Genomic DNA, 23851 nt, shown 5'->3' on the forward strand with positions numbered 1-23851 from the left:
TTCAATCGCCCCCCGCCTGATAAAGCGCTTTCACCTGCGATAGCGCGTCGATGAACTGATCCTTGAGCGCCTGCGGCCCCAGGATTTTCACGTGCGCGCCGTACCCCAGCAGTGTCCGCGCGCCGTGCTCGATCGATTCGATCGGTATCAGATACTCCTTCCATCCCGGCGGTACCTCCGCACTCCCCGCATGCTGCAAGACCGGCGCGGTCCTGATTCGCGCGTTGACGAGCCAGGTTTCGCCGCGCGGCGACACCGCGACATGGGCGGTCAGCCGATGGAGATCGGTTTCGTACCGGGTCATCGCGTCGCGCCAGTGCGTCGCCAGATCGAATCGCGCCGGGCGCCTGAAGCGGCGGCGCGATGCGTGGAGTTCGAGGATGTTCGCGAGCCGGAACGTGAGTGCGCCGGGCTTGCCGACCATCCTGGCAATCAGGTACCAGGCGCCGCCCTTGAGCACGAGGCCGAGCGGCTCGAGCGCGCGGCGGGACGTGCCGCGCCAGCTCTGGTACTTCACGTCGATACGGTACGAACCCCACACCGCATCGGCGACTTCGCGCAGGAATGCCGGCGTTTCCTGCGCCCGGTACCAATCCACGGTGTCGACGTGCAGCCGGCTGGCGACACGATCGGCGTGCTCGCGCGAACCGGGCGGCAGGCTGGCCATCATCTTCAGCCGGGCGGAGGCCGCCAGGCCGTCGAGGCCCAGTTCTCGCGCGGGCCCGGGCAGACCCGCCAGAATCAGCGCGTGCGCCTCGTGGTCGGTGAGCCCCGTGAGGTCGGTGCGCCAGCCTTCGCTCAACTGAAAGCCGCCGTTGCGGCCGCGATCGCCCCAGATCGGCACGCCGGCCGTGGAAAGCTGGTCGATATCGCGCAGGATCGTGCGCTCGGACACTTCCAGCGCGGCGGCCAGCGCCGGTGCCGTCATCCGGCCGCGCGCTTGCAGCATCATCATGATCGACAACAGGCGGCTTGCTTTCATGAGCGCACGTTACCTCGAATACCTGACATGAGGTGTCATGTTATCGGACTTATGCTGTGTCGTATTCCCGATCCGCTTGATCGACACCGGGTTCCGGCATGAACGCGCGCATGCGGGTACAGCCGCCCGGTGTTCGACGCGGGTAGCGCCTGACCTCACTGGAGTGCGAACCATGAAGATAATTTCCGGGCCGCTGAGCATGTTTGGAGCGAAGGTCGAGATTGCGGCACACGAGAAGGGCATCGACTTCGAGCTGGTGATGGCGCCCTTCAGCCAGCGTCGCGGCTACGACCCCAAACATCCGGATGTCGTGCGCATCAACCCGAAGCGCCAGGTGCCGGTGCTGATCGACGGCGATCTGGAACTCTTCGATTCCACGCAGATCTTCGAGTACTTCGAGGATCTGAAGCCCGCTCCCGCGCTGTGGCCGGCGCATCCGGCGGCGCGCGCGATCGCGCGCCAGCTCGAACACGGCAGCGACGAAATCTACTTTCCGCACGTCGTCCGGCTGATGGGGCTGGAAGCGACGCCGGACGATCCGGCCGCGCGGGCCGCGCGTGACGAAGCGGCCCGGTACTATCGGTGCATGGAGCACGAGCTGGCGGATCGCGAGTTTCTGGCCGGTGCGTATTCGTACGCCGACATCGCGTTCTACATGGCGCAGTTGTTCGGCGCGCGCAAGGGCGCACCGATGACGGACGAAACGCCGCGCCTGCTCGCGTGGCGTGAGCGCATGACCGCACGTCCCGCCGTGCGCAAGGTCGCCGGCGCGATGGCCGGGTATCTCGCCTCGATCGGAGAAGCGGTTCCCGATTTTCTTCGCGGGCACGACTCGCTGCCGTCGGGAGCGGACAGGCGCGGGGAGACGGCCTTCGGCGACGATTGCCGCTGAAGGCCGCGCTGGCGCTTGCCGTGTTCAGCCGCGGATGAGCGCGAGCAGGTCGGCGTTGGACGTGGGCATGCCGTGCGGGAAGCCCCGGTACGTCTTCAGCGTGCCGCTCCTCGCCAGCTTCGCCGACAGGCGACCGGAATCGGCATACGGGACGATCGGGTCGTCGTCGCCATACATCACGAGAACGGGAATCGTGGTGTTTTTCAGGTCTTCGGTGAAATCGGTCTGCGAGAACGCGACGATGCCGTCGTAGTGGGCCTTCGTGCTGCCCATCATGCCCTGCCGCCACCCGTTCCGGATGACGCCTTGCGACGGTCTGGCGCCGTCGCGGTTGTAGCCGTGGAACGGGGCGATTGTCCCGACGCGATCCGACGTGCCCCTCTATTTCGGTCCTTGACCTTAAAGTCGACTTCAATCCTAGAGTGCTTGCTGACGGCGGTGAGTCAGCAGGCTTCGGGTGTTGCCTGCCACGGCCGATCATCGACGAGAGGCGACGAACATGGACAGGCGGTTGACACAGGTCGAATTCGGGCCGCATACGGTCGACGTGCCCGAAGGCGGGTACTACGACCGGTTCCGGATGAATCCCGACCTCGACGAGGTGGCGCGCGATCCCGCGGCGGGGAACATCGATTTTTTCCGTCGGATTCCGAAGCGTCAGGTTGCTTCGCGGGTCGGCCCGACCTGGGCGCCGAATTTCTACTACCGTTCCAGCAGCATCCAGCTGCTGTTCCTTGCGCCGCTCGAACGCCTGCGGACCACGCTGCCGGTGCCGCTCGAACCGCTGCGTGCGCTGCCCGGGTACGGGCTGGTCGCGCTGACCTTCTTCTCGTATTCGGTGTGCGACAACGATCCGTATGACGAAGTGTCCGTCGCGGTGGTCATCCGCCGGCCCGGCGCGACGGGGTCGCACGCGCGCGAGCTGATCGATTCGATGCGGCGCCGGAGCTTCTTCGCGCACGTGCTCGCGCTGCCGGTCACCACGGAAATCGCGCGAGTGCGCGGCGTGCACGGTTATCAGTTGCCGAAGTGGCTCGCCGATATCGACGTGGACCTCGGCGCCACCGCCCGCGCCCGCATCGCCGGCCCGGGCGGCCGGCCGGACCTGAGCCTGAGCGCGCCGCTGCCGGAACTGACCCACGTCGCATCGCAGTCGCACATGGGCTCGACGACGATGATCAATCGCATCGACGGCGAATGGCACCAGTCATCGGTGCAGACGAATGCGCTATCGTTCGCCCAGCGCCTGTTGCCGCGCAACGTCGAGCTCGTGCGGCACGGCGGCCCGTTGAGCCAACTGCTCGACGGGCTGGGCGCGTCCACCATCCTGCGTCTCGACGTGGTGAAGGACGCGCAGCTGGTCCTGAACCTGCCGACCCCGTTGAAGGCCTTCGATGCACCCGGAAAGCAGCGCTGACGCCACGTCCGTTCGCGGCACCCCCGCGCCGAAGGAATCACCCATGAGGAACCGCCGATGACCCAGCCGACCCACGATCTCGTTGTATTCGGCGCCACCAGTTTCGTCGGGCAGATCCTGGCCCGCTACCTGTCCGAGTACCTGTCGGGCTCCGGCGAGACGCTGCGCTGGGCCATCGCCGGCCGCTCCGAAGCGAAACTCAGGCAGGTCAGGGATACGCTGGGTGCGGCGGGGCAGTCGGTGCCGATCATCGTTGCCGATGCGGCCGACGAAGCGCAGCTTCGAGCGCTCTGCGCGCAGACGCGCGTGGTCGTGTCCACCGTCGGCCCCTATGCGCTTTACGGGGAGCCGCTGGTCAGGGTCTGCGCGGAAACCGGCACCGACTACTGCGACCTCACCGGCGAGACGCAGTGGATCAAACGGATGATCGACAGGTACGAACCGGCGGCGCGGCAATCCGGCGCGCGCATCGTCCATTGCTGCGGCTTCGATTCGGTGCCGTCGGACATGGGCGCGTTCTTCCTGCAGCAGCAGGCGCGGCAGCGGTGGGGCGTGCCGGCCGCGCAGGTGAAGATGCGCGTCAGGACGCTGAAGGGCGGCGCGTCGGGCGGCACGGTGGCGAGCGTGATCAACGTCGTCCGCGAAGCGGCCGCCGATCCCGCGTTGCGCAGGGAGCTGCTCGATCCTTATTCGCTGTGCCCGAAGGGGCACGGCTTCACGATACGCCAGCATGCGGTGCGATCCGCGGCGTTCGATCGCGACTTCGACGCGTGGATCGCGCCGTTCGTGATGGCCGCGATCAACGAGCGTGTCGTGCATCGTTCCAATGCGCTGGCCGGCAACGCGTACGGCAGCCGCTTCACGTACGACGAAGCGGTGATGACGGGCACGGGCCTCAAGGGCCGCCTGACGGCGATGACGATGGTGGCCGGCCTCGGCGCGTTCATGGTCGGTGTCCTCATCAAGCCGGTGCGCAGCCTGATGGAGCGTTTTCTGCTGCCGAAGCCCGGCGAGGGGCCGAGTGCGGCCGCCCAGCTGGCCGGCCGCTACGATTTGCGTTTCTTCGGTCGCGCCGACGACGGGCGGACCTTGCGCGTGAAAGTCACCGGCGACCGCGATCCGGGTTATGGCTCTACCGGCAAGATGCTCGGCCAGGCCGCGATCGGTCTCGCACTGGACTGCAGCGGAGACGGCGTGAAGATCGGCCGCGGCGGTGGCTTCTGGACGCCCGCGACGATGTTCGACGAACGCTACATCGAACGCCTGGTTCGCCACGCGGGGCTGCGTTTCGACGTGATTTGATCGTGCGCGCCGTCGGCACTGCGACAGGAAGCCGATAAAGATCGGATAGCGAATCAATTTCAGGAGACAACCTGCAGCCCCGACGGGACGGATGGCCGGATGCGATCCGGCGAAGGAGTATCGGAACATGAAGATCGGGGAACTGGCGGAACGCACCGGCCTTACTCCTTCGCGCATCCGCTTCTACGAGCGCATCGGTCTGTTGACGCTCGTCGCGCGCGAAGCGAACGGCTATCGCTCCTATCCGCAGGAAGCGGTGACGGTGCTCGACCTGATTACGGCCGCGCAGAAGGCGGATTTCAGCCTCGACGAGATTCGCATGCTGATTCCAGCCGGCCTCGCGCAGTGGCCATGCGATGCGTTGCTGGACGCGCTGCACCGCAAGGTGCGGGACATCGAGGCACTGGAGGCGCGGCTGGCGCGCAGCAAGGCGCAGGTCATGTCGCTGATCGCCGAAATCGCGGCGAAACCGGCGTCGGTCGATTGTGCGACCCATGCGAAACGATTGCTGTCGCGGGTCCCGCCGGGGGATGCGGCGGAGGGCGGCGAGGCCGCCGCCGGATTGTCGGATGGCAGTACACATACCCATGGCCTCGATACGCTGCCGAGGCAAACCATAACCTTTAAGCAAAGTTGAAGGTCAAGACCCTTTCGCTTTTGCTTTTGCTTTTGTTTTTGTTTTCGTCTTCGCTTCCCGCGCAGGGCTGGCGGGCAGTACGAGTCCGTCCAGCAAGGTTGTCAGCGCATCTTCGATCGCGTGATCGCCGACCTTTTCGCGCACCAGCCGCCTGTCGATCGCCAGCATCGTCAGGCCATGCAGATGCGCCCAGCAGGCGGTCGCCTGGCCGAGCGCCGGGCGCGCGCGGATCGTGCCGGCGCGCTGGCCGTGTTCCAGGATGTCGACGACCAGCAGGAAAGGCGCCTGCACGCGTGGATCGAGATGGATGTCCGAGGGCTCCCCGGCATCCGCGGCAAACATCAGTCGATAGAGATCCGGGTTGTGCTGCCCGAATGCGAGATGGGCATACGCGAGCGCCAGCAGCACGTCCGGTGCGCTCGCCGCGGGATCGATGGACGCGGCGAGCTCGTCGCGCAGGCGATCGAAGCCGATCAGTGCGAGCTCGTGCAGCAACGCGGCCTTGTCCGGGAAATGCCGGTACGGCGCGGAGTGGCTGACGTTCGCGCGCCGCGCGATTTCGCGCAGCGTGAACTGCCAGCCCTGCTGCTCCTGCAGCGTGTCGAGCGCCGTTTCGATGATCGCGCGACGCAGATCCCCGTGGTGATAAGCCTTTTGCCCGGCGTCCGCATCCTCATCCGACGACATCGTATTGCTCCTATGTTGACAGGGAAAACATTGTGGGCCTATGATCCGCCGCATGCAAGTTGACAGTGTCTACATCCACGCAACCTCGTGAGGTGCACCATGGCCGTTTCCGCAGAATCCATCTCGAGCTTCGACCCGGCGGTGCTGCTGGCCCGCCAGCGCAACGCGTTCGTCAGCGAGGGGCCGCCGACCTTGCAGCAGCGCAAGGCCAGGCTCGCGCGGCTGCGCGCCGTGGTGCTGGCGTATCGCCGCGAAGTGGAGGAGGCGATCAGCGCCGATTTCGGGAATCGCTCGCGGCACGAGACTGCGATCATGGAACTGGTCGGCGTGATCCAGGCGATCGACTACCTGACGCGCAACCTGCGCCGCTTCACGAAGCCGCAGCGCCGGCACGTCGGAATTCTCTATCGGGCCGGGCAGGCTCACGTGGAGTACCAGCCGCTTGGCGTGGTCGGCGTGATGGCGCCGTGGAATTACCCGTTCTCGCTCACCTTCATTCCGCTGGCGACCGCGCTGGCCGCGGGCAACCGCGCGATGCTCAAGCCGTCGGAACTGACGCCGCGCACCAGCGAGGTGATGCGCCGGATGCTCGCGGAGACCTTTCCGAGCGAAGAAGTCGCGGTCGTGCTCGGCGGCCCGGAAGTCGGTGCGGCCTTCAGCGGCCTGCCATTCGACCATCTGCTGTTTACCGGCAGCACGCAGGTGGGCCGCAAGGTCATGAAGGCGGCCAGCGAGAACCTGGTGCCGGTGACGCTCGAACTCGGCGGCAAGAGCCCGGCGATCGTCGCGCGGGGGCATGTCGATGGCCGGACGATGTCGAGCATCGTGTTCGGCAAGCTGTCGAACGGCGGACAGACCTGCGTGGCGCCCGACTATGCGCTGGTGCATGAAGACGACCTGGACGCGTTCGTCACGCAATACGATGCGGCCGTCGCGCGCTTCTATCCGGACGGGCCGACGAGCCCGGATTACACGTCGATCGTCAGCGACCGGCATTACGACCGCCTGAAGGGGCTCGTCGACGAGGCGCGCAGCAAGGGCGCGCGCGTGATCGAGGCGGGCGTGAACCCGCAGCAGGCGGCGACCCGCAAGCGGACGCTCGCGCCCACGCTGATCGTCGGCGCCGGCGACGATACGGCCGTCATGCAGGAAGAAATCTTCGGGCCGATCCTGGCGGTGCGCACGTATCGCACGATCGACGAAGTCGTCGACTACGTGAATGCGCGTCCGCGTCCGCTCGTGCTGTATTACTTCGGTGCGCAGGACGGCGACTGCGAGTCGCTGCTCAAGCGCACCACGTCGGGCAATGTCGGCATCAACAACACGCTCCTGCATGTCGCGCAGGAAGACCTGCCGTTCGGCGGCGTCGGTCCGAGCGGGATGGGCGCGTATCACGGCATCGAGGGATTCCGCGCGATGAGCCACGCGAAGGGCGTGTTCGTGCAGGGGCGCTGGAACCTGCCGAGCCTGCTGCGCGCGCCGTTCGGCAAGCTCGCGGATCTCTCGCTGGCGGCGTTACTGGAGCGCAGCCGGGAACCGGTGGGCGTGCGCGCGGGATTGAGCGCCAAGCGCTGAACGGCGCCGCACGATGCCTGCTAGGGTGTAGTGCGCTTGCCCGCTCCCGTGCGAACGGCGGCTTCGTTGAAGATCGTCGCGGCGAATTCGACCGCGGCCGGCATCCGCGCGTCATGCATCAGCACGAATTCGACTTCCGGCAGTTCCGGCAAGCCGTCGGCCACGCCGAGCTCCCGGAGCGTGCCGTCGATCGCGCTGCGCGGCACCGGCGCGATGGCGATGCCGGCGCGCACGCATGTCCGGATGCCGCTGACGCTCGGGCTTTCGCACGCGATCCGGTAGCGCAGGTCGGCCAGCGCGAGCGCCTTGAGGGCGGCGCCCCGGTACGGGCAAGGATCGGGGAAGCACGCGAGCGGCACCTCGCCTTCCGGCAACCGCTCGTGGCGCGCAAATGCCCAGACGAGCGGCTCTTGCCACAACGTCGCGCCCTGATCCGTGTGCGCGCACCGGCTGCCGATCACGAGATCGAATTCGCCGCTGGCATGCCGCCGAAACAGGCTGTCGCCGATGTCGACCGTCAGGTCCAGCCGCAAGCCGCGCCGCGTGGCCGCGTGGCGGCGCATCACGTCCGGCAGCCAGCCTTCCGCGAAATCCTCCGATGCGCCGATGCGCAGCCGGGTATCGGCTGCGTCGCCGGCTCCCAGCCGCGCCCTCGCTTCCCCGCTCAGATTGAGCATCGCGCGCGCGTAACCGAGCAGCGTCTGGCCATGCGCGGTGAGCGTGACGCTGCGCGTATTGCGCACGAGCAGCGCCTGGCCGACCTGTTCTTCGAGACGAACGATCTGGGCGCTGACCGCGGACTGGCTGAGATTCAGCCTGCGACCGGCGCCGGTGAAACTCCGCACGTCGGCGACGGCGACGAACGTTTGAAGCAGCGCCGTGTCGAGAGGATTCTCCATTGATCACAAATCCGGGTTAATTCAATCAATTAATATCGTTTCCAAATTATAAGCGGGCTCGATACGCTGCGAACCGTAGTGGGCGACCGCGCATCCGGCGCGTCGCCGTCACTCCTGGCAAGGACCGGCTCCATGACGTGCGTGCTCTATATCGAAGGCTCACCCAACAAGGCATATTCCGCATCCATCGACGTGTGCAATGCGTTTCTCGACGCGTACCGGCACGCGCACCCCGATCATGAAATACGGAAGCTCGACGTGTGGGATCTGGCGATGCCCGAATTCGACGAAGACGCGCTGGCCGCGAAATATGCGGGGCTGAGCGGCACCGCGTTGACACCGTCGCAGGCGGCGGCATGGCAGCGGATCGAGCAGCTCGCAGCGCCGTTCCACGCAGCGGACAAGTTTCTGTTCGGCGTGCCGCTGTGGAACTTCAGTATTCCGTACAAGCTCAAGCACCTGATCGATGCGATCTCGCAGAAGGACGTGCTGTTCACGTTCGACGACGCGGGCTTCACCGGCAAGCTGGCCGGGAAAAAGGCGGCCGTGGTCTACGCGCGTGGGCTCGGTTATCAGTCGCCGGGTTCGTTTACGCCGGCTGCCGAGTTCGATCTTCAGCGCCCGTACATGGAAACCTGGCTCAGGTTCGTGGGCGTGACGGACGTCACGGGTATCGTCGTCGAGCGTACGTTGTTCGGTGCCGACGGAAAGGTCGATCGCAGCCGCGCGATCGACGAAGCCCGATCGATCGCGCGCGGGTTCTGACGCTGCCGCGCAGCGTATCCGGTGCGTCGGCGTGTCGGTGCGTGGGCGGTGTGCACCCGGCGCTTGTGTCGGCGTGCGGCGTGGACGCCCGGATCAGCGCCCGCCGCGCGCGATGGCGAGCGCGACGCCGAAGCCGACGAGCAGGCATCCGAAGGTGCGGTCGATCCAGTGCCGCAGCGACAGCAGGCGATCGCGGACGGCCGTCGCGGAGAAGCACACGGCCACCAGACTGAACCAGCCGGCGTGCGCCAGCGCGATGAATGCACCGTAGCCGATCTGCACGATCAGCGGTGTGTCGGGCCGCACGGCCTGCATGAACAGGCTGACGATGAACACCGTGGTCTTGGGGTTCAGCGCATTGGTCAGGAAGCCGGTGCGCAACGCGGCCAGGTCCGACAGCGGTGCGGCCGGCGCGTCGGTCTGCCCGCTGCCAGCTTTCGTCATGAGCATCTTCACGCCGAGGTAGACCAGGTAGATCGCGCCGATCAGCTTGACGGCATTGAAGAGCCACAACGATTGCCGGATCAGCAGGCCGACGCCCAGCAGCGTGTAGCTCACGTGAACCGTCACGCCCAGCCCGATACCCAGCGCGGTGAGCACGCCCGAGCGGCGCGACAGCATCAGGCTGTTGCGCGTGACCATCGCGAAGTCCGGGCCCGGGCTGATCACGGCCAGCAGCGTGATGGTGACTACGACTATCAGTTCGGTCATCGTCCTGTCCTTGCGATTGATGGTTTGATGGCGCAATCTTATGGGTCATGCTTCATCCGGAATAGCGATGATTTCTGACCAGAATGGTGAGTGGGATTCACAACCGATGCGCGCGAACCTGCCTTCGCTGATGGCGCTGCGTTGCTTCGAGGCGGCGGCGCGTCACGAAAATTTCAGCCGTGCCGCCGACGAGCTGTGCCTGACCCACGGCGCAGTCAGCCGCGCGGTGCGGCTGCTCGAGGACGACCTGGGCGTGGCGCTGTTCCAGCGGCGCAGCCGGCGCGTGTTCCTGACCGACGCGGGCCGCAAGCTGGCGCAGGCGGTTCACGACGGTCTGGGGCTGATGCGTCACGCCGCGCAGGAATTGCGCACCGAGGCCGCCCGGGCGCGGCGCTGGGTCCTGTCGTGCGAGCCGACGCTGCTGATGCGCTGGCTGATTCCGCGCTGGCCGGATTTTCAGGCGCGACATGCGGGCGTCGACGTTCACCTGGCGGCCGCGGGTGGCCCGTTTTCATTCGACAGCGGCATCGACATGGCGATTCGACGCAACGACTTTGCGTGGCCGGCGGGTTACCACGCGGAGCGTCTGTTCGCGGAGCGGGTGGGGCCGGTGTGCCGGCCGGACAAGGTCGATGCGTGGTTTTCCGCTCGTCGCGGTAGTCGCTCGTTGAAGACGGACGTTCCGCAGTTGCACACGCGGACACGGCCGGACGCGTGGAAGGAATGGGCGGTTGCCGCGCATCAGCCGGCCGTGCGCGGGCGCGGGCAGGTGTTCGACCATTTCTACTTCAGCCTGCAGGCGGCGGTTGCGGGGCTGGGTGTCGCCATCGGCCCGTGGCATCTCGTTCGCGACGATATCGAAAGCGGTGTGCTGGTCGCGCCGATGGGGTTCGTCGAGGATGGTTCGCACTACTGCCTGTTGACGCCGGAGCCAGTGGTGGCAGGCCGTGCGCAGGCGGATGTGCTTGCGTGGTTGAGGGCGGTGGCCTGAACGGCGCGCGGATGCTGTCGACGGGCGGTTGACGATGAGCGGCGTGCTGACGGCCGGCTCGGCCAGCACGATCGGGCGACCGTAGTCGCCGTCGCTACGGTCGGGCGTCCGGCGCGAACGTCCTGCCCGTCACGTCCACGATGAAGTCGATTGCCGCGCGAATCGTCGGCGCATGTCTGAGGTCGGCATGTACGACCAGCCAGAGATCCGTTCGGGCGGCAGACGGCGCGACGTTCGTTCACGGGATGGCGCGGGCATTGATCGTTTCGGTTCTGTTGCTGGTGGCCGGTGCGGTGATGGCGTGGCGGAATCTGGGGCAGGCAGGGGCGCGAGGAATTCCGGCTCGCGGTGCGAGCCCTCAACGTCAATGACCGACCCGATAGACGCGACCGCTATGCACGCCTTCCACGCTGCGTCGATAGGCCATGGCCACACGTGACGCCGGCACGCTCTCGCAGCCGGGAAAGAACGGACCGAACCGATCCATGGATTCCGTCAGCACCGTCGGGCTCACGACGTTGATCCGGATGCCGCGCGGAAAATCGCACGCGGCCCCGCGCACGAATCCTTCAATCCCGGCATTCGACGCAGCGGCATGGGCGCCTTGCGCAATCGGATCGTCGACCGCGATGCCCGAGGTCAGCGTGATCGACCCGCCGTCGACCAGATAGTGCTGGCCCACCAGTGCGACACGCACCTGGCTCAGCAGCTTGTCCTGCAATCCCCGGTGGAAGTCGGCCGCCGTCATCTTCTCGATCGGGGCAAGGATGACATTGCCCGCGGCGACGACGATTGCGTCGACTTGCCCGATCTTCTCGAACAGCGCACTCACGCTCTCGTCACGGGTGATGTCGACCTGATGGTCGCCGGAAGTGCGACCCACGCGAACGACTTCGTGTTTTCCGTCACGCGCAAGCTCATCTGCCACGGCACGACCGACGTCTCCGCCGGCGCCGATTACAACGATCTTCATGGAACCACTCCTTTTCGGTTTCAGGTTGGAGCAGCCATTGTTCTTCGAACCAATATTGAGATAAATGTGCTCTAATTTCCGACACTACTAATCGCTGGTTCGCAATATGGACAAGCTGCGTTCAATGGAAACCTTCGTTGCCGTCGTGGAAGGGGGCAACTTCACCGAGGCGGCGCGGCGGCTTGGCATGTCGGCGGTCATGGTGGGCAAGTACGTGCGCGAACTTGAAGAGCGCCTCGGCGCGCGCATGCTGGAGCGCACCACGCGACGGCAGAGCCTGACGGATGCGGGGCGCGTGTTCTACGAAGACGCCAGGCGCGCGCTTGAACAGGTGCGGATCGCCGAGACGTCGGTCGAGCGATTGCGTGCGTCGCCGTCCGGCACGTTGCGGATCAGCGCGCCGATTACCTTCGGTGCATGCGTCGTCGCGCCGCTGGCCGCGACGTTCCAGCAGATGCATCCGCTCGTGCGCATCGAGTTGGCGTTGAGCAATCGCGTCGTCGACCTGGTGGACGAGGGATTCGATCTCGCCGTTCGAATTGGCGAACTGGGTGACGTCGATCTGATCGCAAAGCCGTTGACCATGTATCGCATGGTGATTTGCGCATCGCCCGGTTACCTCGCGCGGCATGGACGTCCGGAGACGCCGCAGGATCTGGGCATGCATCACTGCCTGTCTCACTCGGTGTGGAACGGCCGTAACGGGTGGAAGCTCGGCGGGTGGGACGGGCCGCAGGTTTCGCAGGATCCGGTCTTCACGTGCGACGACGGGAACGGGCTGCGCATGGCCGCCATCGCGGGCGCGGGATTGTTGCTGCAGCCTGAAGTTCTGGTGGCGCACGATCTGGCGAGTGGCGCGCTGGTGCCGGTGTTGCAAGCGTACTTGCCGGCGCCGCACCCGGTTCATGTCGTGTATCGGCACGATCGGCGGCCATTGCCGAAGCTGACTCGTTTCGTCGAGCATTTGATCGAACATGGTGCGGGGCGCTGAAGTCGAACGCAGGTAGCGATCGTGGATTCGTGGCGAATCGAATGTCGACAGGAAACGACGCGTTGCTGGTGTCTATGTGCCAACTGAACCAACGGGAAGCAGGCGACGCGTCGCGAGTGCGTGGCACTTGAGAGCCGAAGCGATCGCCAGCCCGCTGGCGCCGCGCCATTTCTGCGCGGCCGGGATTCCATTGGCGACCGCGTCGAGGTTGAACGCCCAGGTTTCTAAGCGAGCGCGCGGTGGTACACGAAGCCGGCATTCGTTCCGCCGCCCCGACCTACGGCGATCTGAATATTGAGGTGTGCCATGGCCTCGAGATAACGGGCGTTGTTCAAGGGGCCGGTCACGACGGGCGCGAACCCCGCGCTTTCCGCGATCCCGGCGACCGTCGTGTTGGCCTGGACGTCGTTGCCCGCGATGAATGCCGTAACGGCATGGCCGCCCCGATCGATGCGATCCGGCGTCATGATGTCGGCGAACACCGTGTTGAAGCACTTCACCAGACGCGCGCCCGGCAGCAAGTGGCCGATCGCCTCGGCTGCCGATCCGTCGACCCCCAGCGGAAGTGGCGACCAGTCGTCCTTCAGCGCATTCGTTGCGTCAACAACGACCTTGCCGGCCAGCTGATGTGCAAGGGAGGGAAGTACCTCGGCGCACGCCTGATAGAGGACGGCGATGACGACAACATCACCATGCGCCGCAGCCTCTTCCAGCGACACGATTCGGTATCGGGCGCCCGGACGCACCCTCGCGGGATTGCGCAAGCCGACCACCACATCATGTCCCGCCGTGACCAGCAATTCGGCCAGATTCCCGCCAAAGTTTCCACCGCCCAGGAATGCGATCTTCATGGCATGTACCTCACGATTGATTGGGTGGCATCATTCTTTCAATTCCGGTTTCTGCAATCAATTAGGTACCTGAGAGTAACCATGACGAAGAAGATCGAGTTGCCGCCCGATGCGTTCCTGAAAGTCTGTCCGTCACGCGCGGTGCTTGCGCGTATCGGGCAGAAGTGGACCGTGCTGGCCATGGTCGCGATGAAGGATGGGCCGATGCGTTTTGGCGACATCAAGCGTCGCCTGGAAGGTGTGTCGCAGAAGATGCTGACCCAGACGCTGCGCGCGATGGAGCGCGACGGACTGGTGGTGCGCAATGCCTATGACGAACTGCCGCTGCGTGTGGAGTACGCGCTGAGTTCTCTGGCCGGTACGCTGCTTCCACTCGTCATCGATCTCAAGGCGTGGGCGGAGAATGCGCTCGCGGCGATCGAGGCGAGTAATCGTGCGTTCGATCGTGAGCATGCGGAGTAGAGGGAGGGGATTCGGGTTGGGTTCAGGCCTTTTATGTGCCGGCATGCTCGTAGTTCGCGCGGTCACTCGAGACGCCATCAGGGTGAAACTATCGAGGTATGGTGCAGAACGAAAAAAGTGGTCGATTCGTTCCGGCAGACACTGGCGCGATTCGGCGCCGGCGCGGGCGGCTCGCGCAATATTTCCGGTCGAAGTCGATCTGCGCCTGGTAGCGGTAGACCTACATGGCCAGCGCCGCACGACTGACGATGTCCGCGGCCGTCAGGGCTCACGGCGCGACGCGATCACCTTGCGGCGCGTCGGCAGCTTCGAGCGCGGTTGCAGTTGTTCTTCCGCGTAGCGTCGATAGGCCCGGTTCCGACTCACGCGCCAACCTTCACGCTTGAACACGTCTGCTCGGATATTTCCCGTTGCCGAACCAGATCCGCCACTGGCATGCCCAACTCAGTCCGCTGAGCGCGGCCACGATCTGCCCCACCGAGTACTGCTTGCGCTTCATCGCCAACCTTCCGTTCCTGTTGGGAAAATTGCCTCCGAAACACTGACGCTCATTTGCGTCAAGGGTTTCCAGGGCGGATCGGCACAAGAGTGGGCGGGAAAGGGAGTCATATGTAAATTAGCGTTAATATATTAAATAGACTTATATTTATAACTAGGTAACTGGAACATGAAAAATGAGTTCAGTCGGCTTTGGTTTGTTGTACCATGCAGAAAAATATGGAGAACGAGACGCTGTATGTTCGATGATCAGCGAAATTTTCAGGCATTGGCGAAGGGAGTGGGCGTTGTCAGCTTGTGGACGTGTGATGATTGAAACGCACGGGGGCGTACGCGCGAGCCGGGACGGCTTCATCGGGTGCACGTGATATTGCACCAGGTGAAGTCTTGCAATGGCTGACGTTTCGAGGTCCGCGAAGGGATTTGGAATCGGTGCGTGGTTCGGAGTCAATTAGTCAATATCGTATTGGCCCGGTATCCGGCTGGTCATTTTTGATGTGCCGACACATCCGCTGATGCTCACTAATGGTCAGGCGTTTGCGGCGATCAATGTCCTGCATCTCACAATCTCTGTTCCAACGTCGAAATGCGGTCTCGGCGGTACTTCATTATTTAATGTGCATTACCCGGGAGTTCATCATATCCACCGATAACTACGTGGGCGCCTGTTTTCACATGAGACGATCGGCGCGTCGCGATCAGCCGCTGCCGCGCTTCACTCGAAACGCTGCTGGCAACCGCGATACCGCGACGGGCGACAGACACGGCGTTGTCCGTGAAGTATCGCGATCAGGTGTTGCTCGGTGGATGGCAGGGGTGTCGTGGCTGCCACCTGAATCAGGACAACTCGACATTGCAATCGGCGCAGCTCGGCTCGCGTCGCGTACCGGGGCCGTAACGTGTTTGACGGCGCTTTCTTATTGATCGACTCGACATTCCATGCGGACCCTGACGTATCAAATGTTGACTGCCTGCGCCGAACGCGAGATCCGTCGGCATCTGACCGATGTCGGCACCGACGGGAGTCCCGAGACGCGTACTCTGGCACTCAGCGGTGCCGTGGCAGTGCTTGCAATGTGGCGTGCGCTGCTGGCCGACGCCGACATGGTGTTGGACCCGGAGCGCCATCCGCTTTATCAGGTCGACAGCCAGCGTCTTCGCTCGCTGATCTATTGCAGCGTCAGCCGCTGAATCCGGCGGCGCCGGCTACGCATCTGGAAGCTATTGAACGAGAAAGCGATTCGATGACGAAGTCACACAACGTATGTGTTAGCAATGCGAACAAAAAATGGTTGCGCAAATGGTGTCAACCGCTGTGATCGGGATGCTGCGGCTGGTCGTGTTTTGACTGCTTCCCTTGATTTTGGTCCGGAGTGTCACAGTCGCAAAGCCGTGTTCGTGTTCTTGAAGGCGAGAGATTGAATCAATCGTTGGAGCAAGAGATGAAGTTTCGAAAGAAAAATTCCGTCGTTGACGCGGAGCAGGTTGTTGACCCGTGCCAGCATCCTCACATCGAACGAACAGACGGTGGTTGGCGAATGCTGACACCGGACGGTTGGCGAAAAGTCAGGGAGGGCGATTGGATCGTGACGGATTCCACGGGTACTGCATGGTCGATACCGAACTCGGTGTTCATAAACCTCTACGAGCCGCACGAGGACCAATCGTCCACGTAGCCGAAACGGGCAATTTTCGGCGACTGCCCCGCTTTGGGCGTCCTGGACCGAACGCGCTTGATCCCGGCCTCAATACCATGATGCGAGCGGCAAGCGATTGCGATCCGCCGCGACCATTCGACTCGCGTTCCAGTAAGCGACCTTCGACGAACGTACGAGCGCCAGCGCGATTCAAGGCCTGATCGACGAAGGTGTCGCCGAATGACCGAACGACCCGCGCTGGACATAAACCACCACACCCGCCGCTCAATCAAGATAAGGCTCCAACACCCCCTCGATCCAGTCCATGAAGGCCCGGACGCGAGGCGACAGATTGCGCCGATGAGCCACGACAAGCGACGCGGCGAGCGGCTCGGGACGCAAGTCGGGCAGCACCTCCACCAGCGCGCCGCTTTCGATGTAATGCGCAAGCGTCGGATATCCCGCCTGGATCAACCCAAGGCCTGCCAGCCCGGCTGCATGATAGGTCTGCACACTGTTGACCTGCATCGCGCTCGGCAGCGGAAGCGACGCATAGCCGTCGCCGTCCGGGTATTCCCATCCGGCATGCCTGGCACCGAGTGTCAGCGTGTAGTGGATCATCCGGTGTCCCTGCGTGCGCAGGTCATCGAGCGTGTGCGGTGTGCCGTACCGCGCCAGATAGCTCGGGCTCGCCGCATTGGTCATCCGCAGTTTTCCCAGCGGCCGGGCAATCAGCGTCTCGTCGACGATCGGCCCGAGCCGGATCACGCAATCGAATCCTTCCTGGACGAGATCGACACGCCGATCGGTGCTCGAAAGTTCCAGTTCCAGTTCCGGATGCGCCGCCATCAGTTGCGGGAGTGCGGGAATCACGACGCTGCGTGCGAGCTCGGTGGGCATGTCGACACGCAGCCTTCCCCGCAACGGTGTGCCGTTGCCGGAGAACATCGATTGCAATTCCTGTACTTCGGCCAGCAGGTCGCGCGCGCGTGAATAAAAGGCGCGCCCGTCTTCAGTCAGCTGAACGCGCCTCGTGGTCCGGTGCAGGAGTGCAACGCCCACATCCCGCTCCAGCTCACGGATCACCATCGACACACGTCCCTTCTGAATACCGAGGCTTTCGGCCGCGCGCGTGAAGCTCGTCATTTCGGCGACACGGGCAAAGATCAAAAGCGCGTCGAGGTTTTGCATTGTTCACCCAGGGAGTAACAGAACGTTCAATTTGTCATCGTTTATAACTCAGTTGCGGCTCGGTAGAGTGGCTTTCCATGTTGTCCACCGCGGACAACCCGAACGAAAGGAAGCAGCCATGACACCACACGCCGCTCCGGTCAACACAGTCGTCGTATTCCACTCCGGCTACGGGCATACCGAGCGCATGGCAAGCGCTGTCGCCGAAGGCGCCCGCGCCGTGCTCGTCGCGATCGACAGCGAGGGAAACATTCCGGCGGATGCCTGGGAAACGCTCGCCGGCGCGGACGCGATCCTGTTCGGCTCGCCGACCTACATGGGCGGCCCGAGCTGGCAGTTCAAGAAGTTTGCCGACGCATCCTCGAAGGTCTGGTTCGAAGGCGGATGGCGGAACAAGATCTTTGGCGGCTTCACCAACAGCGCCAGCATCAACGGCGACAAGCTCAACACGCTCGAATACTTCTTCCTGCTGGCCGGGCAGCACGGCGGTATCTGGGTCAGCATGGACATCAAGCCGGCGAACGTGAAAGCCTCGATGCGTGACGACCTGAATCGCATGGGCGCCTATATCGGGCCGATGGCGCAAACGCCTGCCGATGCGTCGCCCGAGGAAATGTCGCCAGGCGACCTCGAGACGGCACGCCGCCATGGCATGCGCGTCGCGACGATCGCCGGACAGTTCCGGTCCGGAACACCTCGAGGCAACTGAAATCCCGGCATGCGCGACGGGACGTGACGCAACGGAACGGACGCCGCCGCATGCCATCCAGCCACGTTTGAAGGGAAGGGTGATGAAATACAAGCAACTGGGCCGCACCGGCCTGTACGTTTCCGAGTTGTGCCTCGGCACGATGACGCTGGGCGGCAACGCCGACGCCGGCATGTGGAAGGCGATCGGCGCCGTCGAACAGGACGAGGCGAACCAGTTGATCGCCCGCGCGCTTGCCGACGGAATCAATTTCATCGATACCGCCGACATTTACTCCTTTGGCCAGTCTGAACGCATCGTCGGGCAGGCTCTCCGGGACATCGGCGTGCCGCGCAGCGAGATCGTGCTCGCGACCAAGACGGCCGGCGTGATGGGCCGGAAGCCCAACGAACAGGGGGCGTCGCGCGGCCACATCATGGATTCCGTGCAGAGAAGCCTGGAACGGCTCCAGGTCGACCATATCGACCTGTACCAGATTCACGCCAACGATCCTGTCACGCCGATCGAAGAGACGCTGCGCGCCCTCGACGATCTCACGCGGCAGGGGCTGGTGCGATATGTCGGCGTGTCGAATTGGCGCGCGGGCAAGATCGGCAAGGCGCTCGGGCTGAGTGAGGCGCTTCGCGCGACGCGCTTCGAGACGCTCCAGGCCTACTATTCGATCGCCGGACGTGACATCGAGCGCGAACTGGTGCCGCTCGTCGTCGAGGAGCAGATGGGGCTGCTCGTCTGGTCGCCCCTCGCCGGCGGCTTGCTGTCGGGGAAGTTCGGTCCCGGTGCGTCGACCGACAGCGGTTCGCGGCGCACCCATTTCGATTTTCCGCCGGTCGATCCTGAGCGAGCCTGGCCGTGCGTGGCGGAGATGCGCGCCATCGCCGATGCGCACGATGTCTCGGTCGCCCGGATCGCGCTCGCGTGGCTGCTTGCGAGGCCGCACGTCACGAGCGTGATTGTCGGCGCCAAACGGATCGAACAGCTTGAAGACAATCTCGGCGCGGTCGATGTCGTCCTGACCGAGGCCGAGCTTGCGCGTCTCGATGCCGTGAGTGCTTTGCCGGCCTGCTATCCCGGCTGGATGATCGAGCGTCAGGAGGCGGGCAGGCGCCCTCAACCTTTCCGGCGCGTCGCGTCGGAATAGAACCGGCTAATGCACCTCAATCCGGTCGAAGCAAGTCGTTGAAGATCGCCCCCCCGCATTGAATTGCGTGTTCCCGCTACCCAAGAGAGATCGACATGCCAAAAGGTTATCTAGTCGCACATGTCAGCGTTTCGGACCCCGTCGCCTATGCTGCTTATGCAGAAGCCGCGGGCGATGCAATCAAGGCTTTCGGCCCCAAGGTCATTGCGGCCTGGGGGCAGTATGAAAACCTCGAAGGCGAGGCTCATGAGCGGCACGTGGTACTCGAGTTCGATTCGTTCGCCGAGGCCAGGCGTTTCTATGAGAGCCCCGAATACCAGACGGCCAAGGCACTCCGCGCCGGGGCGGCAACCGGTACCTTCGTCATTCTCGAGGGGGCTTCATGACCCTGATCACGACACATTCGAACATGAGCGTCTTCGGTTCGATTTCGCGGCCGGGGGCTCATGAATCGCGGCCGTCCTTCGCCGGAGGAGCCCGGCTTGCGAATGCGGGGCCGCTGGTTTGCCGACACGTCCTCGCGGTGATCAATCATTCGGTTGAATGTCCCCCGGCCCATGCGACCGGACGAGCGACGGCCTGACGATGATCTTGCCGATAACCTGGCCAGATTCTTGCGCCTCGTGGGCTTCGACGATGGCGTCGAGCGCGACTTGCATGCCTATGGTCGGCGCATAGGCGCCGTCCGCGAGGCATTGGCTGACCGCTGAAACGGCTGCGGACTTGGCGGCCGCCGGGACGGTGTAAATGTAGACGAACCGGAATGAGCAGCCGGCGATCATGGCGTCGAGCAGGGGAAGCGGCACCTGATCGGCAGCGGATCCTACGGCATACGAACTGATGATGCCGCCGTTGGCGAGGCAACGCATATCGATGTCGAGGTTGTCTTGTAGACTGACTTCCACGATACGATCGACTCCCCGCTGCCGTGTTGCCGACTTCACGATCGCGACCACATCCTGCAGCCGTCGATTGATGACGAGGTCGGCACCCGCACGCCGTGCGGCGTCCGCCTGCCCGAGCGTTGAAACGGTCGTCGCGACCCACGCGCCAGCCCATTTTGCAAGCAGGATTGCAGCGGTTCCGACTGCTCCCGCGCCGCCCTGGACGAGTATCGCGCAACCCTTGATGTCGCCGTCGGAGAAGAGGCAGCGATGGGCCGTGAGTGCCGGAATGCCCAGGCAGGCGCCGATCTCGAACGAAACGTTGTCGGGCAAGGGAACGGCCTGTGCTTCCGGCACGACCGCATATTCCGCGGCCGTGCCGAAGGGGCGGCGATATTGCGCTTCGAACAGCCACACCCGTTCGCCTGTCCGTGTCGGCGCAACGCCGGCACCGACCGCGTCGATCACCCCCGCGCCGTCTTGATGCGGAATGACCATCGGGAATGCAGAAGGGCCGGAGAAGCCGGTACGCGCCTTGATATCGCTGGGATTCAGGCCCGATGCGTGGACGCGCACCCGGACTTCGCCCGGACCCGGTTGCGGAACCGGAAAATCTCCGAGCCTCAACACTTCCGAAGCGTTGCCCTGACGTTCGTAATAAGCGGCCTTCATCGATCGGATCCCTTGAATGAGTCCGGTCGCCGGTTATCGGCGGCCGACGTAACGATGCCGGGACTATCGGCGGTCGGCCGCTTTTGCACAAGAAGGCACGTCTTTGATATATAGGGAAAGAAATTATCCTATTGGGAGCCGGCATGACTTCTTCGGTTAGCACGTATCCGTGCTCGGTCGCCGCGACGGTCGATGTCGCGGGAGGGAAATGGAAGCCGCTGATCGTGCACTATCTGCTGGGCGGTACCAAAAGGTTCGGCGAGTTGCGCGGCTTGATCGGAGCGGTGACCCAGCGCTCGTTGACGTTGCAGCTTCGCGAGCTCGAATCGGATGGCATCGTGACCCGTACGGTTTTCGCCGAGGTTCCGCCCCGCGTCGAATACACGTTGACCGAATTCGGCAGAACGCTCGCCCCGGTGCTCGACGCGATGAAGCAATGGGGCGATGCTTACCTCGCGCGACTGGAGCAATCCGCGGGGCACCGGCCGTGTTCGTGAGTGTCCCGTCGCGTTGGCGATGGATGTCCGGACACCGTTGCCCGGCGAGTCGTTGAAAACGCACACGTGCCATAATTCGCCGGTTCCTGGGCTATCCGACGCATCGTGTCCTTCACGAAATGATTTTGTTCAGATCTCTTGCTGCCGCCTGCCTGTTGCTGGCGGGATGTATTGCCGCGGCGCACGCCGAAACGTATCCGCCAGAAGTGTCGAGAAACATCGACAAGCTCCAGTCCCGATGTGCCGGCAAGTCCAACGACCCCAAGGCGGCCGCCTGCATCGAATACAAGGACACGCTGGCCCGCACCGTTCCACCCGCTGTCCAGGCGTTGATGCGTCAGGAAGAAGTGGTCGATGGCCAATGCAGGAACGGCGCGGCACCGAAACTCTTGCCTGACGGGCAATATGCTCCGGGCAGTGCGTGCGCACAACGCGAGCTGATGATGAAAACCATTCGCCAGCACGGCTGGTGCTGGGGGCACACGGACATGGACAGCTATCATCCGGGCTGGGTGGTCTGTCATCCCGGTGAATGGCAGTGAAGCCGGGCGAAGCTGTTGCTGAAGCGCTCGCGTGACGGCATCGGCGGCGTTCGCGGATGGTTGCGGATTCAACGCGCCGGGGGCGACGGGCCGAGGATTGTGAACGATCGAGCGGCTCGTGCCGAACGACCGATTGAATCCGCCGCCGAACCCGGTCACTGCCTGCTTCGGCAATCCGCGACTGACCTGATCCGCTAAAGGCTGTCGGCACCGGTGCGTGTCGAAAACACGCCGACTGTCAGTCGGATGACGCCGACACCTCATTTCCCTGAGCCGCACCGCATTGATGGCAATGCGGGAAGAAGAAGAAATTCCGGCCGCCGCATTCACAGACATTGAAGAGTCGTAATCCGCAATGCACGCAGAACGTGGAGTCGTCGCCGCCGAGATTCCATTGTTTGTCGCATGACGGGCAGCGCTTCTTTTCGAGCGAACGAACGGCTTTTTCGTAGCCGATCGTGCGCGCGCGTTCTCCCTGATCCTGCTGCAATTCGAGCCGCTTGCGTTCGACATAGCGCTGAAAGGCCCTCATCATGTAAAGGCCGGCGAACACCGTGAGCGCAATGCCCACCAGGACCCGGACATAACCGCCGAAATTCGGCAAGTACGGAACCAGTTCGATGAAGAACGCGCTCAGTGCAAACAGGCCAAAACCGTACACGAAAGGCCAGTAGCGCATCTTGCGGTAGCGTATGAACAACCAGATCGCAACCAGCAGTATCGGCAGCGTCAGCGCAAGCCGCAGCCCGAATACTTGCAGCTCGTAGTGCCGTGTCGCTTCGTCGAAGCGCCGTTCGGCTGCCGCGTCCGCTTCGGCGATCTGCGTGTCCACTTGAGTCTGCTGCGATGCCAGCGCCCGTTGCTGGTCGTTGATCGCATCGATCTGATGCTGCCAGTTGACCACCACGGCCTGGAGCGAATCCAGCTTGCGAGTTCTCGCCAGAATGTCGGGGTCCCTCGCACTGTCGCCGGTCACCGAGCGCGTTGCCAGCCAGTTGCGGAAGCTTTCCTTCTCGGCCGCATACTCCTTCGCGGCGCGGCTGCGCGCGACCTCCATGGTGTCGGCCTTGTCGGCAAGCGCGTTGTGCTGCGCCTGCAGATTGCGTCGCGCTGCGTCCAGCCGCGCTTTCGTCGGCGCATCGGCGAATTGCTCGATGGCGGGTGGGCCGCCCGTCGGGGCAAACGCCATGTCGCGGATCACGAGGCTGCCGAGCATGTTCAGAAAGACGGCGAAGATGATCGCGATTACCCATGAGGCGAGTCGCAGGAGCCGCGCGGGACTGGTCAGACCGTCGCCGGAAGTCATCATTGTTTTGCCTTTGTTGGAATGGTTCGCAGTGTTATCAATCTTGACACAATGGTCGACTGTCGCTTTTTGGCCGGCTGCCGCCCGATGCGCTGCACCACGCAGCCCTTGACGTCGGCTCAGATGAAATGCCGGGCTTGCAAGGCGGTCATCGCGGCGAATCCAGGCCGAGTTGCTCCACTAGCTCAGGGAAGCCAAGCGACGTTGCCATCCTGGCAAAGGCATCCTGCTCTGTTGTCGATGCAACTGCAAGTGCCGCTGCGATCTCCTCAAGCGCATTGACGTCGTCGTCCTCGGCGTGCAAGTTGCTCCGCTGATCGATGTACCTCACGGCCAGGACAAGTGCCTTGGTTATTCCATCCATGTCGCCCTCAAAAGACCAAATGTGAAGTAGACCATGTGTACAGAGAAGATCGCTGCTTTGATAAGAGTGTTGTCATGGCTTGACAAAATTATACCGGCTCTTTTCGTGGGGATTATTCAATTAGCAAAGTTTGAAAATGAAAATTTCACCCTTGAATGCCGGGTAAGAGTTAATAAATTCATTGCATGCGGCATCAATATCAATCGACTGTGGAAATATTTGATATTTCAACGTAAGCACGGATGCCACGTGATTGGCGGTTACGAAGTCCCCAAGGA

Annotated in this window: 25 protein-coding genes and 2 pseudogenes; 15 read left to right on the plus strand and 12 right to left on the minus strand. The window is 63.6% G+C overall.

Annotated elements, in window-relative coordinates:
- Window position 1: 1 nt before the first annotated feature.
- Window positions 2-982 carry a helix-turn-helix transcriptional regulator gene (locus L810_RS20650; protein ID WP_021160225.1) on the minus strand — a complete coding sequence of 327 codons (981 nt, stop codon included), beginning with the start codon at window positions 980-982 and terminating at the stop codon, window positions 2-4.
- 172 nt (window positions 983-1154) lie between these two features.
- Between L810_RS20650 and L810_RS20655 the strand changes: the two genes are divergently transcribed.
- Window positions 1155-1874: a glutathione S-transferase family protein gene (locus L810_RS20655; protein ID WP_021160226.1), complete on the plus strand. Its 720-nt coding sequence runs from the start codon at window positions 1155-1157 to the stop codon at window positions 1872-1874.
- Between the two features lie 24 nt (window positions 1875-1898).
- Here L810_RS20655 and L810_RS20660 read toward each other — a convergent pair.
- Window positions 1899-2222 (minus strand): annotated as a pseudogene (locus L810_RS20660) (alpha/beta fold hydrolase); the annotation flags it as partial.
- Window positions 2223-2373: 151 nt separating this feature from the next.
- Between L810_RS20660 and L810_RS20665 the strand changes: the two are divergent.
- The 3 genes from L810_RS20665 to L810_RS20675 all read left to right on the plus strand — a co-directional run bounded on the left by L810_RS20665 (window position 2374) and on the right by L810_RS20675 (window position 5230).
- Window positions 2374-3291, plus strand: coding sequence for an acetoacetate decarboxylase family protein (locus L810_RS20665; protein ID WP_021160228.1), 918 nt, complete (start codon window positions 2374-2376; stop codon window positions 3289-3291).
- Window positions 3292-3348: 57 nt separating this feature from the next.
- Window positions 3349-4593, plus strand: a complete 1245-nt coding sequence (locus L810_RS20670) for a saccharopine dehydrogenase family protein (RefSeq protein ID WP_021160229.1) — start codon at window positions 3349-3351, stop codon at window positions 4591-4593.
- Window positions 4594-4720: 127 nt separating this feature from the next.
- Window positions 4721-5230, plus strand: coding sequence for a MerR family transcriptional regulator (locus L810_RS20675; RefSeq protein WP_021160230.1), 510 nt, complete (start codon window positions 4721-4723; stop codon window positions 5228-5230).
- 3 nt (window positions 5231-5233) lie between these two features.
- On the opposite strand, the gene L810_RS20680 is transcribed toward L810_RS20675, so the two are convergent.
- On the minus strand, window positions 5234-5971 hold the full coding sequence (locus tag L810_RS20680) for a TetR/AcrR family transcriptional regulator (protein WP_257008914.1): 738 nt from the start codon (window positions 5969-5971) through the stop codon (window positions 5234-5236).
- 45 nt (window positions 5972-6016) lie between these two features.
- On the opposite strand from L810_RS20680, the gene L810_RS20685 reads away from it, so the two are divergent.
- Window positions 6017-7492, plus strand: coding sequence for a coniferyl aldehyde dehydrogenase (locus tag L810_RS20685; RefSeq protein ID WP_021160232.1), 1476 nt, complete (start codon window positions 6017-6019; stop codon window positions 7490-7492).
- 20 nt (window positions 7493-7512) lie between these two features.
- Here L810_RS20685 and L810_RS20690 read toward each other — a convergent pair whose 3' ends face one another.
- Window positions 7513-8391: a LysR substrate-binding domain-containing protein gene (locus L810_RS20690; RefSeq protein WP_021160233.1), complete on the minus strand. Its 879-nt coding sequence runs from the start codon at window positions 8389-8391 to the stop codon at window positions 7513-7515.
- A 132-nt stretch (window positions 8392-8523) separates the two neighbouring features.
- Between L810_RS20690 and L810_RS20695 the strand changes: the two genes are divergently transcribed.
- Window positions 8524-9156, plus strand: a complete 633-nt coding sequence (locus tag L810_RS20695; RefSeq protein ID WP_021160234.1) for an FMN-dependent NADH-azoreductase — start codon at window positions 8524-8526, stop codon at window positions 9154-9156.
- 93 nt (window positions 9157-9249) lie between these two features.
- Here the strand turns inward: L810_RS20695 and L810_RS20700 are convergent, their stop codons facing one another.
- Window positions 9250-9867, minus strand: coding sequence for a LysE family translocator (locus L810_RS20700; protein WP_021160235.1), 618 nt, complete (start codon window positions 9865-9867; stop codon window positions 9250-9252).
- A gap of 67 nt (window positions 9868-9934) precedes the next feature.
- Between L810_RS20700 and L810_RS20705 the strand changes: the two genes are divergently transcribed.
- Window positions 9935-10858 (plus strand): LysR family transcriptional regulator, encoded by a 924-nt coding sequence (locus tag L810_RS20705; RefSeq protein WP_021160236.1) that lies wholly within the window; start codon window positions 9935-9937, stop codon window positions 10856-10858.
- A 364-nt stretch (window positions 10859-11222) separates the two neighbouring features.
- On the opposite strand, the gene L810_RS20710 is transcribed toward L810_RS20705, so the two are convergent.
- Window positions 11223-11831, minus strand: a complete 609-nt coding sequence (locus tag L810_RS20710) for a short chain dehydrogenase (protein WP_021160237.1) — start codon at window positions 11829-11831, stop codon at window positions 11223-11225.
- A gap of 106 nt (window positions 11832-11937) precedes the next feature.
- Here L810_RS20710 and L810_RS20715 point away from each other — a divergent pair, with 106 nt between their 5' ends.
- Entirely contained in the window at window positions 11938-12822 is an 885-nt protein-coding gene (locus L810_RS20715; protein ID WP_021160238.1) for a LysR family transcriptional regulator, read from the plus strand.
- A 224-nt stretch (window positions 12823-13046) separates the two neighbouring features.
- Here L810_RS20715 and L810_RS20720 read toward each other — a convergent pair whose 3' ends face one another.
- Complete coding sequence (locus L810_RS20720) at window positions 13047-13673, minus strand: NADPH-dependent F420 reductase (protein ID WP_021160239.1); 627 nt, start codon at window positions 13671-13673, stop codon at window positions 13047-13049.
- An 81-nt stretch (window positions 13674-13754) separates the two neighbouring features.
- Here L810_RS20720 and L810_RS20725 point away from each other — a divergent pair, with 81 nt between their 5' ends.
- Entirely contained in the window at window positions 13755-14135 is a 381-nt protein-coding gene (locus tag L810_RS20725) for a winged helix-turn-helix transcriptional regulator (protein WP_021160240.1), read from the plus strand.
- A gap of 267 nt (window positions 14136-14402) precedes the next feature.
- On the opposite strand, the pseudogene L810_RS49780 reads toward L810_RS20725, so the two are convergent.
- Window positions 14403-14634: pseudogene (locus L810_RS49780) on the minus strand (hypothetical protein); the annotation flags it as partial.
- A gap of 938 nt (window positions 14635-15572) precedes the next feature.
- On the opposite strand from L810_RS49780, the gene L810_RS20730 reads away from it, so the two are divergent.
- Window positions 15573-15824: a hypothetical protein gene (locus tag L810_RS20730; protein ID WP_059492452.1), complete on the plus strand. Its 252-nt coding sequence runs from the start codon at window positions 15573-15575 to the stop codon at window positions 15822-15824.
- A 731-nt stretch (window positions 15825-16555) separates the two neighbouring features.
- On the opposite strand, the gene L810_RS20735 is transcribed toward L810_RS20730, so the two are convergent.
- A complete protein-coding gene (locus tag L810_RS20735; RefSeq protein ID WP_021160247.1) occupies window positions 16556-17461 on the minus strand; it encodes a LysR family transcriptional regulator in 906 nt (301 codons plus the stop codon).
- A gap of 118 nt (window positions 17462-17579) precedes the next feature.
- On the opposite strand from L810_RS20735, the gene L810_RS20740 reads away from it, so the two are divergent.
- From L810_RS20740 to L810_RS20750, 3 genes are all read left to right on the plus strand, one after another.
- Window positions 17580-18170 carry a flavodoxin family protein gene (locus L810_RS20740; protein ID WP_021160248.1) on the plus strand — a complete coding sequence of 197 codons (591 nt, stop codon included), beginning with the start codon at window positions 17580-17582 and terminating at the stop codon, window positions 18168-18170.
- Window positions 18171-18252: 82 nt separating this feature from the next.
- Window positions 18253-19308 (plus strand): aldo/keto reductase, encoded by a 1056-nt coding sequence (locus tag L810_RS20745; protein ID WP_021160249.1) that lies wholly within the window; start codon window positions 18253-18255, stop codon window positions 19306-19308.
- Window positions 19309-19403: 95 nt separating this feature from the next.
- Window positions 19404-19694 (plus strand): DUF1330 domain-containing protein, encoded by a 291-nt coding sequence (locus L810_RS20750; protein WP_042975536.1) that lies wholly within the window; start codon window positions 19404-19406, stop codon window positions 19692-19694.
- Window positions 19695-19835: 141 nt separating this feature from the next.
- Here the strand turns inward: L810_RS20750 and L810_RS20755 are convergent, their stop codons facing one another.
- A complete protein-coding gene (locus tag L810_RS20755) occupies window positions 19836-20864 on the minus strand; it encodes an NADPH:quinone reductase (RefSeq protein WP_021160251.1) in 1029 nt (342 codons plus the stop codon).
- A 143-nt stretch (window positions 20865-21007) separates the two neighbouring features.
- On the opposite strand from L810_RS20755, the gene L810_RS20760 reads away from it, so the two are divergent.
- Both L810_RS20760 and L810_RS20765 read left to right on the plus strand, forming a co-directional pair.
- Window positions 21008-21361, plus strand: a complete 354-nt coding sequence (locus tag L810_RS20760) for a winged helix-turn-helix transcriptional regulator (protein WP_021160252.1) — start codon at window positions 21008-21010, stop codon at window positions 21359-21361.
- 119 nt (window positions 21362-21480) lie between these two features.
- A complete protein-coding gene (locus L810_RS20765) occupies window positions 21481-21903 on the plus strand; it encodes a hypothetical protein (protein ID WP_042975538.1) in 423 nt (140 codons plus the stop codon).
- Between the two features lie 238 nt (window positions 21904-22141).
- Here L810_RS20765 and L810_RS20770 read toward each other — a convergent pair whose 3' ends face one another.
- Together L810_RS20770 and L810_RS20775 are read right to left on the minus strand one after the other, a co-directional pair.
- On the minus strand, window positions 22142-23209 hold the full coding sequence (locus L810_RS20770; protein WP_042975568.1) for a double zinc ribbon family protein: 1068 nt from the start codon (window positions 23207-23209) through the stop codon (window positions 22142-22144).
- A 148-nt stretch (window positions 23210-23357) separates the two neighbouring features.
- The gene (locus tag L810_RS20775) at window positions 23358-23573 is read right to left on the minus strand and encodes a hypothetical protein (protein ID WP_042975539.1); all 216 of its coding nucleotides are present in this window, start codon (window positions 23571-23573) and stop codon (window positions 23358-23360) included.
- Between the last annotated feature and the right edge of the window lie 278 nt (window positions 23574-23851).

The organism is Burkholderia sp. AU4i (assembly GCF_000466765.1).
Taxonomy (GTDB): domain Bacteria; phylum Pseudomonadota; class Gammaproteobacteria; order Burkholderiales; family Burkholderiaceae; genus Burkholderia; species Burkholderia cepacia.